Source organism: Herbaspirillum sp. NPDC101396, assembly GCF_044767365.1.
Classification (GTDB): Bacteria; Pseudomonadota; Gammaproteobacteria; order Burkholderiales; family Burkholderiaceae_D; genus Herbaspirillum.
This window is the reverse complement of sequence record NZ_JBIWNT010000002.1, coordinates 654,073-668,690: the sequence shown is the minus strand read 5'-3', so window position 1 is coordinate 668,690 and position 14,618 is coordinate 654,073. Positions and strand designations below refer to the sequence as shown.

Here is a 14,618-nt window from a genome sequence, read left to right as displayed (position 1 = left end):
TCGGCCCGGCAAGCGGCCGAGGCCTCCCGGGAAGGGCTTACAGCGCCAGGCGCAGCACGGTAAATAGTGCCATTCCGGCAACAATCGTCCCCAAAAGATGTCGCGTTACCAAGAAAAACACGCCGCCGCCGATGCCGGCCAGCAATTTGGGATTGGCCCAGTTGATGTCAATCGCGCCATTCGTCGTCACCAGGTCCGGCAAGATGATCGCCGCCATCGCCGCCGCAGGTGCATAACCGAGCGCGTGCTGGAGCTTGGGCGGCAACTTGACGGCATGGCCGAACAGGAAAAAACCGCTGCGCGTGATCAATGTCGACACAACCAACAAGACTATAGAAACCCAAACGTCGAAGGCGTTCATTCTTTTTCCTTGTCGATGAATTTGTCGGCCACCATTGCCGCGGCCATGCCGATCACCACCGCCAGCAACAGGCCCAGCCGGTAAGGCAGGCTGATTGCCGCCACCGCGACAGCACCGGAGACCACCACACCCGCCAGCGCCGCGCGGTTGATGATCATCGGAATCGTGATGGCGATCAGCGCCAGCGTGCCGGCGAAACCGATGTTCCAGCTTTCCGGGATCTGGCTGGCCAGCAGGATGCCGACGATCGCGCCGATCTGCCACGCAAACCAGCCCGGATAGCAGATCGCCTCGAAAAAGCCGATTTTGCCGGCCGGCTGATGCACCGTGTGCGCGGGAAAGCGGCGAGGAAAAAATCCCATCGAGATGTCGCCGTTGAAGTAGCCGTACCAGACCCGCCGGTACCAAGGCAGATGAGCAAAATGAGGCGCAACAGCGGCGGAGAAAATGACGAAACGGAGATTGACGATCATGGCCGTCAGGAAGATCACGATCAGCGGCGTATGCGCCGCCAGCAAGGGCAGCACCGCGAACTGGGCGGAACCGGCGTAGACCGTCAGCGTCATCGCCAGCGATTGCCAGAGGGTCATGCCGGACTTGACCATCGCCATCCCCGAGACCACGCCCCAGGCGGCCACGGCCGGAATGGTCGAGGCGCTCGCGCGCCAGCCTTCCTGAAACGCTTCCTTTTCGATGCGCCGCGCCGCGAGTGCGGCCGCAGTTGCTACATTGACTGCCGGGTCAGGTCGACTGTCCCCGGCGTCTGTCTCCTTATTCATTCTTGCCCTGGTCCGCTTTTATTGAATGCGATGAACTTGCAATACGGCATTTTTACGCAGTCCAGACATTTTACAGATGAAACTTTTTACGCGCTTGTTCCGTTAAAATGTGGTCTTTGCCTCTTGAACCCCTTCGGAGACCTCCCATGTCCATGGATGACCGCGACGGAAAAATCTGGAAAGACGGTGCACTGATCGACTGGCGCGATGCGACCATCCACGTGCTGACCCATACGCTGCATTACGGCATGGGCGTGTTCGAGGGCGTGCGCGCCTACAAGACGCCGCAGGGCACGACGATTTTTCGCCTGAAGGAACACACCCAGCGCCTGTTCAATTCGGCCAAGATTTTCCAGATGGAAGTGCCGTTCGACCAGGCCACCATCTTCGAAGCGCAACGCCAGGTGGTGCGCGAAAATAAACTCGAGTCCGGCTACATCCGCCCGCTGATCTGGATCGGCTCGGAGAAGCTCGGCGTCTCCGCCAAGGGCAACAAGATCCACGTCGCCATCGCTGCCTGGACCTGGGGCGCGTATCTGGGCGAAGACGGCATCAACAAGGGCATCCGCGTCAAGACCTCGTCGTTCAGCCGCCACCACGTCAACGTCTCGCTGGTGCGCGCCAAGGCCTCCGGCTATTACATCAATTCGATCCTGGCCAACCAGGAAGCGCTGGCCGACGGTTACGACGAAGCGCTGTTGCTGGATACCGACGGTTACGTCTCGGAAGGCTCCGGCGAAAACGTCTTCATCGTCAAGAACGGCAAACTCTACACGCCCGACCTCGCCTCATGCCTCGACGGCATCACGCGCGATGCGGTGCTGACGATGGCGCGCGACCTCGGCATCGAGGTCATTGAAAAGCGCATCACGCGCGACGAAATGTATTGCTGCGACGAGGCCTTCTTCACCGGCACCGCCGCGGAAATCACCCCCATCCGCGAACTCGACAACCGCACCATCGGCAACGGCGGCCGCGGTCCGATCACGGAAAAACTGCAAACCTTGTTCTTCGACGTCGTGTCGGGCAAGGCGCCCCAATATCAGCATTGGCTGACACTGGTTTAATTTAAATAAGCAATATCGCACCGGAGAAACACCATGAGCCAAGTCCAACAAACCCAGCCAGTTCAACTCGACGGCAAAGACCTGCCGGCACACTGCCCCAATCCGAACATGCCGCACTGGTCGTCGCACCCGCGCGTGTTCCTGGAGCTCGACGACCACGGCGCCGCCAAGTGTCCGTACTGCGGCACGCAATACCAGCTCAAGCCGGGCGCCGTCGTCAAGGCGCACTGAGGCCTGAGATCGCCGCCTGCCCAGCAGTAGCAACACCAATAAAGAGGACCACCAGGAAACGATTGGTCCTCTTTGCTTTTTCCTCCTGGAGAAGACATGCCGCGCGCCAAACTGTTACATGGTTCACCCGATGAAATCGAAGCAGCGTATTACGATGCGCTGTCCCGCGCCGACCTCGATGCGCTGATGGCGCTGTGGGCCGACGACGAGGAAATCGTCTGTATCCATCCCGGCGCAGCACGCCTGGTCGGCCATGTCGCCATCCGCAACAGCTGGGAAGAAATCCTCGCGCGCGGCGGCCTGCACATCCAGCCGCGCCAGCTGCATGCGGCACACACCATCACCACCGCCGTGCACAACGTGATCGAGGACATCCACCATCCCGACAACAGCCAGCCGGACGTGCACGTCATCGCCACCAATGTCTACATGAAGACCGCACAAGGCTGGCGCATCGTCACGCACCACGCCTCGGTCGCACCGGGACCGGCGCCGTCGGAGCCGATCGCCGAGACCATGCTGCACTGATATTTTTTCTGCGCCGCCCGCTTGGCATCCCGTCCTGCGGCGGCGCATCCACTGTTCTCCATCCATGCACTACATCGCGCCTCGCTGGCTTCCCGGCGGCAACCTCCAAACGATTTATCCGTCGACCTTCATCGCCAAGCCGCCGGTGCATTTCCGGCGTGAACGCTGGAACACGCCCGACGACGACTTTATCGATGTCGACTTCGTCGACGGCCAGCCAGGGCAACCGCTGGTGGTACTGTTCCATGGACTGGAAGGTTCCTCCGACAGCCACTATTGCCGCGCCCTGATGGCGGCAGTGGCTGCGCGCGGCTGGACCGGCGTGGTGCCGCATTTCCGCGGCTGCTCGGGTGAAATCAATCTGGCGCCGCGCTTTTACCATTCCGGCGACAGCAGCGAACTTGACTGGATATTGCGCCGCCTGGTCACGCATCGGGCGACCATCGGCGCCGGCAAGTTCTACGCCACCGGCGTCTCGCTTGGCGCCAACGCTCTGCTGCGCTGGCTCGGCGAATCGCAGCACCAGGCCGAGTTCATCGACGCCGCGTGCGCGGTGTCGGCGCCGCTCGACCTGGCCGGCGGCGGCGCGGCGCTGGCGCATGGTTTCAACCGGATTTATTCACATGTGTTCCTGCGCACCATGCGTCCCAAATGCCTGGTCAAGCTGGATCAATTCCCCGGCCTGTTCAGCCGCGACGCGCTGCTGCAGGCCCGCGACCTCTACACCTTCGACAACATCGTCACGGCGCCGCTCCATGGCTACCGCAATACCGAAGACTATTGGGACCGCGCCAGCGCCAAGCACATCCTCCACGACATCACGGTGCCGACACTGGTGCTCAACGCCAAAAACGATCCATTCCTGCCGCCGCAGTATTTGCCGGAAAGCGCTGCCGCCTGCGTCAAACTGGAATATCCTGACGAAGGCGGCCATGTCGGCTTCCCTACCGGCGCACCGCCGGGCGAGCTGGGCTGGCTGCCGCAACGCATGCTGCATTTTCTGGAAGGCAAATAAGCAATGGATGACGTCGTCAGGCAAGCGATGGCCAAGTGGCCGAATGTGCCGCACTGCTTCGGCTGGCTGAAGCTGGATGCGCGCGGGCACTGGCGCATGCGCGACGAGCGCGCCCAGCATCTTGATCTTCCCGGCGACAGGATCGCGCATCCGGCACTGCTCGGCTTCATCAATCGCAATTACACCCATGATGAGGAAGGCCGCTGGTATTTTCAGAACGGTCCGCAACGGGTCTATGTTGATCTGGAACTGACGCCGCATATCGTGCGCACCGATCCGGTCGCGGGATTCATCACCCAGACCGGCGCCACACTGGGAGCGATTTCACAAGCCTGGCTGACGCGGGAAGGCCAACTGGTGCTGGCATCGAGCACTATCGTCGCTGCGCTGGACGACCGCGACGCCGCCGCCGTGCTGGCGACACTGACGGTTGGGGGCCGGGCGGCCGGTGATGAGGAAATCATGGAGTGGCTGGACGGAAGCGATGCAGCCGGACTTGTTTTCTCCCATGACGGCCGCGACCTCCCTTTGCAACGAATCGGTGCGGACGAGCTGGCCGGACAATTCGGTTTCGTCACGCACCCTCGCGCGACTTCCTGACAAGGTCTTGAGTCGTGACGATTATCCGCGCCCCTTGGTTTCCTTCATCTCGTCTTTCCACTGCTCCTTGAGATCGCGCTCACGCGCATCAATCATGGCCTGATCGTAGAAGGTGGCATCCGGCGCCTTGCGTGCGATGCCGAGCTGCTCCAGCGCCGCCGGCAAACTGCCTTGCAGTACATAGGATTCCGCCAGCGCCATGTGTTGCAGCGCTTGCTTGCCCTGCGCCGCATAGGCCTTGGCGAGCAGATCCTGCACCGCGACTTCCTGGCGATACAGCTGCGCCTGGTCGCGCAAGTAGGTAACGGCGACGTCGTAGCGCTGCCCCTCGATCAACGCATCCGCGTACTGATGCGCCACCACGCGCGACAAGGGGAATTGCTTGCGCGCAGCGTCGGCTTCCTTGAGCGCTTGGGCGCCTTGTTTTTTAGCCAGCTTGATGTCAATGTCGAGATTGGTGAACAGAATGCTCGGCACCATCGGCTGCGACGCCGCGCGCGCTTCCTGCAACAGGCTCTCGGCCTTGTCGTAGGAACGCTGCAGATAAGCCGCGTACGCCAGACCGTACTTCGACACCATGATCTGCATCTTGGTGTTCTGGCGCAGCTGCGATTCAAAGTACGCCTGGGCATCGCGGGTACCTTGCGCCGTATTGTTCTGCAACAGACGTACGCGCGCGCGAATCAGCTGAAAATCGGGATTGTCGGCGCGCTGCCTGTAACGCTGGTCGCGTATGCGCGCCTGGATGTCGGCGATACGTTCGGTGGTCAGCGGGTGGGTCAGCAGGTAGGGGGGCACTGCGTCGCCGAGCCCGCGCGACGCGCTTTGCAGACGACCGAAAAACGCCACCATGCCAGAGGTGTCGAAGCCGCCGTCGCGCAGGATTTGCAAACCGACGCGATCGGCCTCGCGCTCGGCGTCGCGGCTGAAATTAAGTTGCCGTTGCATCGCAAGGCCGGTGCCGCCCATCATCGTCGCCATGGCGGCGTCGCCGCCGACTCTGGAGACGCCGGCCAGCGCACCGAGCACGATGGAAGCTAGCTGGATCATGGAATTCTGCTTTTGCTGGCCGATCATGCGCGCGATGTGGCGCTGGGCGACGTGACCGATTTCATGCGCCAGCACCGAGGCCAATTCGGACTCGCTCTGCGCTGCCAGCATCAGGCCGGAGTGTACTGCGATGAAGCCGCCCGGCAAAGCGAAGGCGTTCAACACCGGATCGCGCACCGCGAAGAAAAAGAAATCGTAGCCTGCTTCACCGCGCACGTCCGGCCGCACGGACACCAGGTTGGAGCCGAAGTTGTTGAGGTATTCCAGCACCGGGCCGTCATCGAGGTAGTCGGGATCGCGCCGGATATCGCGCATGATCTGCTCACCGAGTTTGCGCTCCACCAGCGGCGACAATCCCTCGCGTTCGGTATCTCCCAGCGTCGGCAACGTCTGCGCAACACCTGTGGTCGGCGCGACGGCCAGCGGCAGCGTCGCAGCAGTCAGCGCGAGCGCGGCGAACAGGGAACGCAAAGCTGGACGCAACAGCGAACGACGACGATGTGTTTGTTCAGAAGATACAGACTGACGCATAGACGGGCACTGAGTAAGGGGTGGCTTGGAGCGTGAGTGGCTCTTTCAATGCCTGCTATGATACCTGCAGTAATGACCGATTTTCACTTTCCGCCGCCATGACCGATTCCAACACGCCAAATTCACCGGCCGACGCCAACCAGGGCCTGACCCATTTCGATCAGGGCGGACAAGCGCACATGGTCGACGTCGGCGCCAAGCAGGACACTCATCGCATCGCCGTCGCCAGCGGCGTCATTTCCATGAAACCCGAAACGCTGGCCGTGATCCAGTCTGGCACCGCGAAGAAAGGCGACGTCCTCGGCATCGCCCGCATCGCCGCCATCATGGCATCCAAGCGTACCAGCGACCTGATTCCGCTATGCCATCCGCTGGCGCTGACGCATGTGTCGGTGGATTTTTCCATTGATGCAGTCTTGTCGCGCATCAGTTGCACGGTGCGCGTGGAAACCAACGGCAAGACCGGCGTCGAGATGGAAGCACTGACTGCCGTGCAGGTCGGACTGCTGACGATTTACGACATGTCCAAGGCGATTGACCGCGGCATGGTGATGTCCGATATTCGGGTCCAGGAGAAACATGGCGGAAAATCGGGATCGTGGTCGCAGGCCTGAGACGTTTGCTGTGGGCGTAAAAAAAGCGTGCTGATGCACGCTTTTTTATTACCGCTGAACGGATTAACCGCGGCAGACTTCTGGGGCGTATTTTGCAGGCAGCGTCGGCAAGTCTGCAGCCGGTGTGGTTGCCGTAGCCGGTGTGGTCGCCGTAGTTGATGTTCCGGGCGCGGTCTGACACAACCAGGTAATCGCGCTTGGATTGCTCGCCGACGGCACCAGCTTCAGGGTCTTTCCATTGGCTTCGCCACCAATCTCGCCAAAGGTGATAGTGATAATGCCGCCTTGCGCGATCTTGATGTCGGAAATCGACTTGATATCGGTCGACGGCGTAAATGTATAACCGGTCGCGTTCTGGTCAAAGCCGGTGCCATTCTTGGAGGCAATCGTCTCCGATACCGCCATCTTTGCCGGCGTCGCCAGATTTAGCCCTTCCGCCACTTTCGTGCGGACCAGGTAATCCCGGTATTGCGGAATCGCCACCATCGCGAGGACACCTACGATGGCGATAACGATCATCAATTCAATCAGGGTGAAACCGGTGGGTGAGTAACGTGCAGACCGCTTCGCTTGCATATTGTTTTCCTATTACAAAAAAATCGAGTTTCGGGAGCGTTGCCTGGCCATCTGTCCACGGCCGTCGTTTTCTCTCGGGCAACGCCAGACTCCCCGCATGGATCATATTCGCCCACGGCGAATTTGTGAACATCTTTATAACCGCACGGGCGAGGCGGAATTTATCATCCGGCCTCGCCCGGTTGCTTCAGACCTTCTTTATGCCGCGTGCTTTTGCGCCCTGCGTGCCAGCCAGCTGCCGACCATCACGACGCCGATGGCACCGACCACGCCGGGCAGGCTCAGATGCAGTTGCAGGCCGGGCACCTCGAACTCATGGTGCGGCAGATAGGTCTGCACCCAGCCCTTGATCGCCACGTCGGAGATGATCATGCCGCCCGCAAGATAGCCGAGCAAAGCCGCGCCCAGCGTGATGATGAGCGGCGCCTTTTCCATCAGCTTGAGCACCAGCGTGCTACCCCAGACAATGATGGGGATGCTGACCAGAATGCCGAACACCACCAACAGCAACTGATGTTCGCCGGCTGCCTGTTCGGCAGCGCTGGCAATCGCGATGACGTTGTCCAGGCTCATCACCAGGTCGGCCACGACGATGGTTTTGATCGCCGACAACAGCTTGTCGCTGCCATTGATTTCACCATGGCCGTCGTCTTCGCTGAGCAGCTTGGTGCCGATCCAGAACAGCAGGACGCCCCCCACCAGCTTGATGAACGGCATTTGCAGCAAGGTCACCGCGAAGGCGATCAGCACGATACGAATGGCGATGGCGCCGAACGTGCCCCACAGGATGCCGCGCAAGCGCAGGTTGGCCGGCAGGTTGCGGCACGCCAGCGCAATCACGATGGCGTTGTCGCCACCGAGCAAAATATCGATCAGGATGATCTGGCCGACCGCCAGCCAGTTCAGTTCCGTCAAAAAATCCATACAACCCCCAAAATATTCGTGAACACTAAAGCAATATGGGGAGCCGGAGCTCCCCATATTGGTATGTCACCGGTCAGGCCGGGAAGTTCTGCCGAGTTTGCAACGATCGCAACAACGTCGACAAATCAATCCAGCCTGCCGTTCGCTTGCCAGTGCGGCAAATGAATTACAGCACCGACTTCAGCAGACGCGCCATTTCCGACGGATTGCGTGTTGCCTTGATGCCGCACTCTTCCATGATCGCCAGCTTCGCTTCGGCAGTATCAGCACCACCCGAGATCAGCGCGCCGGCATGGCCCATGCGCTTGCCTGGAGGCGCAGTCACGCCGGCGATGAAGCCGATGACTGGCTTCTTCATGTTGTCCTTGACCCAGTACGAAGCGTTGGCTTCGTCAGGACCGCCGATTTCACCGATCATGATGACGGCATCGGTGTCCGGATCGTCATTGAAGGCCTTCATGATGTCGATGTGCTTCAGACCGTTGATCGGGTCGCCGCCGATACCGACTGCGGACGATTGACCGAGACCCAGTGCGGTCAGTTGACCGACGGCTTCATAGGTCAATGTGCCCGAACGGGAAACCACGCCGATGCGGCCCTTCTTGTGGATGTGACCCGGCATGATGCCGATCTTGATTTCGTCCGGTGTGATCAGGCCTGGGCAGTTAGGACCGAGCAGCAATGTCTTGCTGCCGGCCTTGGCCATGCGGTTTTTCAGTTCCAGCATGTCGCGCACAGGAATGCCTTCAGTGATACAGATGGCCAGGTCCAGGTCGGCTTCGACAGCTTCCCAGATCGCAGCTGCTGCGCCTGCAGGTGGAACGTAGATCACCGAAACGGTCGCGCCGGTAGCCTTCTTGGCTTCGGACACATTCGCGAAAATTGGAATGCCTTCGAAATCTTCGCCGGCCTTCTTCGGGTTCACGCCTGCAACGAAAGCGTTCTTGCCGTTCGCGTAATCGCGGCACATGCGGGTGTGGAATTGACCGGTTTTGCCGGTGATACCTTGGGTGATGACTTTGGTGTCTTTATTGATCAGAATCGACATAGCTATTCCTTGTCCTATTATTTACCGTTGGCTGCAGCAACAACTTTTTGCGCAGCTTCTTCCATGCTGTCTGCCGAGATGATCGGCAGGCCGGAGTCGGCCAGCAGCTTCTTGCCGATTTCTTCGTTGGTGCCCTTCATGCGCACAACCAGCGGCACTTTCAGGGAAACGGCCTTGGACGCAGCGATCACGCCTTCGGCGATCACGTCACAGCGCATGATGCCGCCGAAGATGTTGACCAGGATGGCTTTCAGTTCTGGGTTCTTCAGCATGATCTTGAATGCTTCGGTAACCTTCTCTGTAGTTGCGCCGCCGCCGACGTCCAGGAAGTTGGCTGGCTCGCCGCCGAACAGCTTGATGGTGTCCATGGTGGCCATGGCCAGACCGGCGCCGTTGACCAGGCAGCCGATGTTGCCGTCGAGGGAAATGTAGGCCAGGTCGAACTTGGAAGCTTCGACTTCAGCTGGATCTTCTTCGTCCAGATCGCGGTAAGCGACGATTTCAGGATGACGGAACAGCGCGTTGGAGTCGAAGTTGAACTTGGCGTCCAGAGCGATGACCTTGCCGTCGCCGGTCAGGATCAGCGGGTTGATTTCGGCCAGCGACGCATCGGTTTCCCAGTATGCCTTGTACAGACCTTGCAATTGCTTGCGCGCGTCGACCACGGACGCGGCTGGAACGCCGATCTTGGTGGCGATGCTGTCAGCGTCGGCATCGGTCAGGCCGGTCGACGGATCGATGGCGATCTGGTGGATCAGTTCAGGGTGGCTTTCTGCAACTTCTTCGATGTCCATGCCGCCTTCGCTGGAAGCCATCAGAACCACACGTTGGCTGACGCGGTCGGTGACCATGGAAACGTACAGTTCCTTCTTGATGTCCGCGCCTTCTTCGATCAGCAGGCGACGCACTTTTTGGCCTTCAGGGCCAGTCTGGTGCGTGATCAATTGCATGCCGAGGATCTGGCCGGCGTATTCCTTGACTTGTTCCAGGGACTTGGCGACTTTCACGCCGCCGCCCTTGCCGCGGCCACCCGCGTGGATTTGCGCCTTGACGACCCACACCGGACCGCCCAGCGTTTCAGCTGCCTTGACGGCATCTTCAACGGATTGGCATGGAATGCCGCGTGGAACGGTCACGCCGAATTGGCGGAGGATTTCTTTGCCCTGATACTCATGGATTTTCATGGGAGCTTCCCTTTAAGACACTATTAAATAAAACTTACTGGATTGAAATCCGGCTGGCGGCAACACCGCGCGGCGCGAATGGAGGCAAGAATCCGCGCTGGCGCGTTTTCCCCGAACGAGGAGACGCGTGGCTGATGCAGCCGGGCGGATTGCTTAGTAGAAGGTGCAGACAGTGCATTGGGCATAGAGAATGCCATTTGATCAACATTAGTCGTTGTCGCATTGCGTGTCGTCATCGCAAAGATTGCCATGACAGCCGCTAATGCGGCGCAGCAAAAACCCGGAGATTTTAGCACAGCTCGCCCCGCCTAGGCAGCAGGATGGGCTTATGGAGACTATTTTTGCGGGATTGCCGTACGGACAAAAGTCCACGCTACAGCAGGGGTATTGACGAACTACCGAAGGGAAACCTTGATTAATCGACCGATCGGTCAATCAAAATCGTCATGCTCACCGTCGCTCCACGCAGTTTTGACCGCCGCTTGAATCGCCCGATGCGAAAAACCACGCTGCTGTAGAAAACGCATGCACTTGGCGCGCGCCACGCCGTCGGTCGGCGCTTCATCGAATTTGCGCCGCAAAACTTCGCGCGCCCGCTCGTTTTCACCCTGGGTGAGCCCAATTTTGGCTTCCCCCAGCGCTTCGCCGGTGATGCCGTGGCTTTTCAATTCGGAAAGGATGCGGTTGTTGCCGTAACGGCCAACGCGACGATTCACCAAGGATTCGGAGAAACGCTCTTGAGAAAGGAATTTGGATTCTTGCAGCCAGTTCAGCAGAGCTTCGATATCGTCGTCATCTTGCGCGTAAGGAGTTAGCTTACGCGCAAGTTCCAGACGACTATGCTCACGTGAAGAGAGATATTTGAGCGCTCGCGCCTTCAGGCTGATTTGCGGCCTGGGCATCGGTCACACCGTCGCGATCGTTGCGACCGACAAGACACGAGCGAAGTACAACGACATCAGGATTCTTCGGCAGCGACGTTCTTTGCAGAACCTTTGCCAGTTGGTGCCGGTGTTGCAGCAGCAGGAGTACCTGCACCACCTGCAGCCAATTCAGGAACGCCCAACGAAACGCGTACCTTGTTTTCGATTTCGCGCGCCAGTTCCGGACGTTCTTTCAGGAAATTGCGTGCATTGTCCTTACCCTGGCCGATACGTTCGCCGTTATAGCTGTACCAGGCGCCGGACTTTTCCACGATCTTGGCGTCTGAGCCCAGATCGAGGATTTCACCTTCGCGCGATGTGCCTTCGCCATAAAGAATGTCGAAGTGAGCTTCGCGGAATGGCGGCGCCACCTTGTTCTTGACGACTTTGACCTTGGTTTCGCTGCCGATGACTTCGTCACCAGACTTGATCGAGCCGGTGCGGCGGATATCCAGGCGCACGGAGGCGTAAAACTTCAGCGCGTTGCCGCCGGTGGTTGTTTCGGGGTTGCCGAACATGACGCCGATCTTCATGCGGATCTGATTGATGAAGATCACGGTGGTGCTGGTGCGGTTGATGCTGCCGGTCAGCTTGCGCAGCGCTTGCGACATCAGGCGTGCTTGCAGCCCCGGCAGGGAGTCACCCATGTCGCCTTCGATTTCGGCACGTGGCGTCAGGGCAGCGACCGAGTCGATCACGATCAGGTCAACACCGCCGGAGCGCACCAGCGCATCGGTGATTTCCAACGCTTGTTCACCGGTATCGGGCTGCGAAATCAGCAGTTCGGATAAGTTGACGCCCAGCTTCTGCGCGTAAGTCACGTCCAGTGCATGTTCCGCGTCGATAAAGGCGCAGGTGCCGCCGATTTTTTGCATTTCAGCAATGGCTTGCAGTGTCAGCGTGGTCTTACCGGAGGATTCCGGACCGTAGATTTCAATCACGCGGCCGCGCGGCAGACCGCCGACGCCCAGCGCGATGTCCAGGCCGAGGGAGCCGGTCGAGACGACCTGGATTTCCTCGAGGACTGCGCCGTCTTCCATACGCATGACCGAGCCCTTGCCGAATTGCTTCTCGATCTGTGCAAGGGCAGCGGCCAGCGCTTTGCCCTTCTCAGAGTTGTTCGCGGATTTTTTATCGTCCATAGGGTTCTTTCAACAAAGTGTTCGTTCGGATCAGTCAGAGATCAACTAAGCAGCACTGTATAAAAAAACAGTTGTTTGTGCAAGTTCTTTTTCTGCTGTTGCAATCCGGAATAGCGGAATGGGCCGAAATGGCGCGACAGCGTAAGGAACACGATTGCGATCGAAAAAAATTTCGATAGTCTGTTAGTATGCCGCCGATTCCCCGGCTCCCGAGATTCCGATTATAACGGCCCTGCCGGTACGGTTCATGCATGCACAACGTCTGTTCCTCGTTTTTCGGAAGCGACGGCTGTAGCGTCTTTCAGCGATAATGCAGATGATTTCAAGGAATATCCCAGATTTATTGCGGATATTCGACGTATTTGATATACATTTCTAGCTAGTAATATTACGAGTTTCCTGCTTTCCCCCTATGACCCTGGTTCCATTCAGCCGCATTTCCAGCCTGCGCTCGCTCATCATCGACGACATGCCGGCCATGCGCCAAAACATTCGCATGCATCTGGGCCAGCTCGGCATCACCAAAGTCGACCAGGCCGGCACGCCCGACGAAGCGATTCGCGCCGTCCAGGGCGGCAGTACGTACGACCTCATCGTCTGCGACTACAACCTGAACAAGGAAACCAACGGTCAGCAGTTGCTGGAATTCTTCCGCACCCAGCATATGCTGTCGCCCACCACCATGTTCATCATGGTCACGGCCGAAAGCGGTTACAACCTGGTTGCCAGCGCCGCCGAATTCCAGCCTGACGCCTACATGCTCAAGCCGCTGACGGCGTCCAAGCTGGCCGACCGGATCGACCGCCTGCTGGAAAAGCAGAACGCGCTGCTGCCGATCAATGAAAAGCTCAAGCGCAAGGACCAGGCCGGCGCCATCGTTGAATGCGACAACGTGCTGAAGGTCGCGCCCAAATGGATCGTCGACATCCTCAAGACCAAGGGCAGCCTGCTGATCGAATTGCGCCGCATCGAAGAAGCGCGCGCGGTCTACGCGCAGGCGCTGGAAATGCGCGACGACCTGGTATGGGCCAAGGTCGGCATGGCGCGCTGCAATATCGTGGCCGGCCAATTCGACGACGCCAAGGTGCTGGTGCAAGCCGTGCTGGCGCAGAATTCGCAATACATTGAAGCCTACGACCTGCTGGCGCAGATTGAAGAGGCGCAAGGCAATCAGCAACAGGCGCTGGATGCCCTCGCGCGTTCGTCCGAAATCATCCCGTCGGCGCGCCGCAGCCGCCTGGTCGGCGACGCCGCCTACCGCGTCGGCGACCTGGACCAGGCCAAGGAAGCGTTCGACAAGGTGCTCAAGCACACCAAGGGTTCGCTGACCGCGCAGCCGAGCGACCTGCTGACGCTGGCACAGGTGCACGTCGACACCGGCGACGGAGATGCGGCGCTGGCGCTGCTGGCCAATGCGCCCAAGCGCTACGCTGAATCGAAGATGTTCATCTCGACGCAATCGGCAGTGGCGGCGCAGGCGTATGTTCAGCTGGGCGACATGATTTCCGCCGAAATGGCGTTCGAAGCGGCACGCAATGCCGCCGAAGGTACCCCATCTGAAATGGGGACGTTGGCGCTGGCCAAGGCTGCGTTCTCGGTCGGTCGCGACGAAGAAGGCGCGCAGCTGATTTCACAGGCCGTCAAGTCCGACCACGAAAACAAGACGCTGCTGACGCTGGCGCGCAAAGTCCTGGCTGATTGCGGCAAGGAAAGCATGACCGACGAACTGGTCGACGGCGCCGTCAAGCAATGCATGGGCATCATTGCCGAAGCGAACGCCTTGATGCGCAGCGCTAAGCCGGATGAATCGCTGGCCAAACTGGAAGAAGCGCTGCACAGCATGCCGGAAAACACCGGCGTGCTGATGGCAGCCGCCCAGCTGCATCTGCTGTGGATGAGCCAGCGCGGGATCAATCAGGATTACGTCAAGCGCGTCAACCGCTACCTCAATACGCTGGACCGCCTGATCCCGGGCAACGACCGCGTCAGCAAGATGCATAAATTCCTACGAGACGCGGTTGCCAAAGCTGCGCAGAAGAGCTGAT

The 14,618-nt window shown here is 59.5% G+C and carries 16 protein-coding genes; 7 read left to right on the top strand and 9 right to left on the bottom strand.

From position 1 onward, the window contains the following. Positions 1-37: 37 nt before the first annotated feature. Positions 38-361, bottom strand: a complete 324-nt coding sequence (locus ACIROY_RS08135) for an AzlD domain-containing protein (RefSeq protein WP_116434028.1) — start codon at positions 359-361, stop codon at positions 38-40. Continuing rightward, positions 358-1,140, bottom strand: coding sequence for an AzlC family ABC transporter permease (locus ACIROY_RS08130; RefSeq protein ID WP_402274301.1), 783 nt, complete (start codon positions 1,138-1,140; stop codon positions 358-360). Before ACIROY_RS08130 ends, ACIROY_RS08135 begins: the two co-directional genes overlap by 4 nt. Positions 1,141-1,286: 146 nt before the next feature. Here ACIROY_RS08130 and ACIROY_RS08125 point away from each other — a divergent pair, with 146 nt between their 5' ends. The 5 genes from ACIROY_RS08125 to ACIROY_RS08105 all read left to right on the top strand — a co-directional run bounded on the left by ACIROY_RS08125 (position 1,287) and on the right by ACIROY_RS08105 (position 4,581). After that, the gene (locus tag ACIROY_RS08125; RefSeq protein ID WP_402341084.1) at positions 1,287-2,207 is read left to right on the top strand and encodes a branched-chain amino acid transaminase; all 921 of its coding nucleotides are present in this window, start codon (positions 1,287-1,289) and stop codon (positions 2,205-2,207) included. Positions 2,208-2,240: 33 nt separating this feature from the next. Continuing rightward, positions 2,241-2,438, top strand: coding sequence for a zinc-finger domain-containing protein (locus ACIROY_RS08120; protein ID WP_016832182.1), 198 nt, complete (start codon positions 2,241-2,243; stop codon positions 2,436-2,438). 96 nt (positions 2,439-2,534) lie between these two features. After that, positions 2,535-2,966, top strand: a complete 432-nt coding sequence (locus tag ACIROY_RS08115) for a YybH family protein (protein WP_402274295.1) — start codon at positions 2,535-2,537, stop codon at positions 2,964-2,966. A 64-nt stretch (positions 2,967-3,030) separates the two neighbouring features. Then, positions 3,031-3,981 carry a YheT family hydrolase gene (locus tag ACIROY_RS08110; RefSeq protein ID WP_402341081.1) on the top strand — a complete coding sequence of 317 codons (951 nt, stop codon included), beginning with the start codon at positions 3,031-3,033 and terminating at the stop codon, positions 3,979-3,981. Between the two features lie 3 nt (positions 3,982-3,984). Next, complete coding sequence (locus ACIROY_RS08105; RefSeq protein WP_402341078.1) at positions 3,985-4,581, top strand: DUF2946 family protein; 597 nt, start codon at positions 3,985-3,987, stop codon at positions 4,579-4,581. A gap of 21 nt (positions 4,582-4,602) precedes the next feature. Here ACIROY_RS08105 and ACIROY_RS08100 read toward each other — a convergent pair whose 3' ends face one another. Then, entirely contained in the window at positions 4,603-6,162 is a 1,560-nt protein-coding gene (locus ACIROY_RS08100) for a M48 family metalloprotease (RefSeq protein ID WP_402274288.1), read from the bottom strand. 98 nt (positions 6,163-6,260) lie between these two features. Here ACIROY_RS08100 and moaC point away from each other — a divergent pair, with 98 nt between their 5' ends. Then, positions 6,261-6,776 (top strand): cyclic pyranopterin monophosphate synthase MoaC, encoded by a 516-nt coding sequence (gene moaC, locus ACIROY_RS08095; protein WP_402274286.1) that lies wholly within the window; start codon positions 6,261-6,263, stop codon positions 6,774-6,776. Between the two features lie 63 nt (positions 6,777-6,839). On the opposite strand, the gene ACIROY_RS08090 is transcribed toward moaC, so the two are convergent. The 6 genes from ACIROY_RS08090 to recA form a co-directional block, all read right to left on the bottom strand. Next, positions 6,840-7,352, bottom strand: a complete 513-nt coding sequence (locus ACIROY_RS08090; RefSeq protein WP_402274283.1) for a pilin — start codon at positions 7,350-7,352, stop codon at positions 6,840-6,842. 198 nt (positions 7,353-7,550) lie between these two features. Continuing rightward, positions 7,551-8,276 carry a TerC family protein gene (locus ACIROY_RS08085; protein WP_402274280.1) on the bottom strand — a complete coding sequence of 242 codons (726 nt, stop codon included), beginning with the start codon at positions 8,274-8,276 and terminating at the stop codon, positions 7,551-7,553. Between the two features lie 166 nt (positions 8,277-8,442). Further along, complete coding sequence (sucD, locus tag ACIROY_RS08080; protein ID WP_053195940.1) at positions 8,443-9,324, bottom strand: succinate--CoA ligase subunit alpha; 882 nt, start codon at positions 9,322-9,324, stop codon at positions 8,443-8,445. A 17-nt stretch (positions 9,325-9,341) separates the two neighbouring features. Continuing rightward, positions 9,342-10,508, bottom strand: a complete 1,167-nt coding sequence (gene sucC, locus ACIROY_RS08075) for an ADP-forming succinate--CoA ligase subunit beta (RefSeq protein WP_144967216.1) — start codon at positions 10,506-10,508, stop codon at positions 9,342-9,344. Between the two features lie 431 nt (positions 10,509-10,939). Next, on the bottom strand, positions 10,940-11,410 hold the full coding sequence (recX, locus tag ACIROY_RS08070; protein ID WP_402274276.1) for a recombination regulator RecX: 471 nt from the start codon (positions 11,408-11,410) through the stop codon (positions 10,940-10,942). Positions 11,411-11,466: 56 nt separating this feature from the next. Beyond that, positions 11,467-12,573, bottom strand: a complete 1,107-nt coding sequence (recA, locus tag ACIROY_RS08065) for a recombinase RecA (protein WP_402274274.1) — start codon at positions 12,571-12,573, stop codon at positions 11,467-11,469. 412 nt (positions 12,574-12,985) lie between these two features. Between recA and ACIROY_RS08060 the strand changes: the two genes are divergently transcribed. Continuing rightward, positions 12,986-14,617, top strand: a complete 1,632-nt coding sequence (locus ACIROY_RS08060; RefSeq protein WP_402274272.1) for a tetratricopeptide repeat protein — start codon at positions 12,986-12,988, stop codon at positions 14,615-14,617. Position 14,618: the final 1 nt, after the last annotated feature.

What these genes read in the sequence shown, in the direction of transcription:
- ACIROY_RS08135 (WP_116434028.1), bottom strand. Translation starts at nt 361, where the DNA reads ATGAACGCCTTCGACGTTTGGGTTTCTATAGTCTTGTTGGTTGTGTCG.
- ACIROY_RS08130 (WP_402274301.1), bottom strand. Translation starts at nt 1,140, where the DNA reads ATGAATAAGGAGACAGACGCCGGGGACAGTCGACCTGACCCGGCAGTC.
- ACIROY_RS08125 (WP_402341084.1), top strand. Translation starts at nt 1,287, where the DNA reads ATGTCCATGGATGACCGCGACGGAAAAATCTGGAAAGACGGTGCACTG.
- ACIROY_RS08120 (WP_016832182.1), top strand. Translation starts at nt 2,241, where the DNA reads ATGAGCCAAGTCCAACAAACCCAGCCAGTTCAACTCGACGGCAAAGAC.
- ACIROY_RS08115 (WP_402274295.1), top strand. Translation starts at nt 2,535, where the DNA reads ATGCCGCGCGCCAAACTGTTACATGGTTCACCCGATGAAATCGAAGCA.
- ACIROY_RS08110 (WP_402341081.1), top strand. Translation starts at nt 3,031, where the DNA reads ATGCACTACATCGCGCCTCGCTGGCTTCCCGGCGGCAACCTCCAAACG.
- ACIROY_RS08105 (WP_402341078.1), top strand. Translation starts at nt 3,985, where the DNA reads ATGGATGACGTCGTCAGGCAAGCGATGGCCAAGTGGCCGAATGTGCCG.
- ACIROY_RS08100 (WP_402274288.1), bottom strand. Translation starts at nt 6,162, where the DNA reads ATGCGTCAGTCTGTATCTTCTGAACAAACACATCGTCGTCGTTCGCTG.
- moaC (WP_402274286.1), top strand. Translation starts at nt 6,261, where the DNA reads ATGACCGATTCCAACACGCCAAATTCACCGGCCGACGCCAACCAGGGC.
- ACIROY_RS08090 (WP_402274283.1), bottom strand. Translation starts at nt 7,352, where the DNA reads ATGCAAGCGAAGCGGTCTGCACGTTACTCACCCACCGGTTTCACCCTG.
- ACIROY_RS08085 (WP_402274280.1), bottom strand. Translation starts at nt 8,276, where the DNA reads ATGGATTTTTTGACGGAACTGAACTGGCTGGCGGTCGGCCAGATCATC.
- sucD (WP_053195940.1), bottom strand. Translation starts at nt 9,324, where the DNA reads ATGTCGATTCTGATCAATAAAGACACCAAAGTCATCACCCAAGGTATC.
- sucC (WP_144967216.1), bottom strand. Translation starts at nt 10,508, where the DNA reads ATGAAAATCCATGAGTATCAGGGCAAAGAAATCCTCCGCCAATTCGGC.
- recX (WP_402274276.1), bottom strand. Translation starts at nt 11,410, where the DNA reads ATGCCCAGGCCGCAAATCAGCCTGAAGGCGCGAGCGCTCAAATATCTC.
- recA (WP_402274274.1), bottom strand. Translation starts at nt 12,573, where the DNA reads ATGGACGATAAAAAATCCGCGAACAACTCTGAGAAGGGCAAAGCGCTG.
- ACIROY_RS08060 (WP_402274272.1), top strand. Translation starts at nt 12,986, where the DNA reads ATGACCCTGGTTCCATTCAGCCGCATTTCCAGCCTGCGCTCGCTCATC.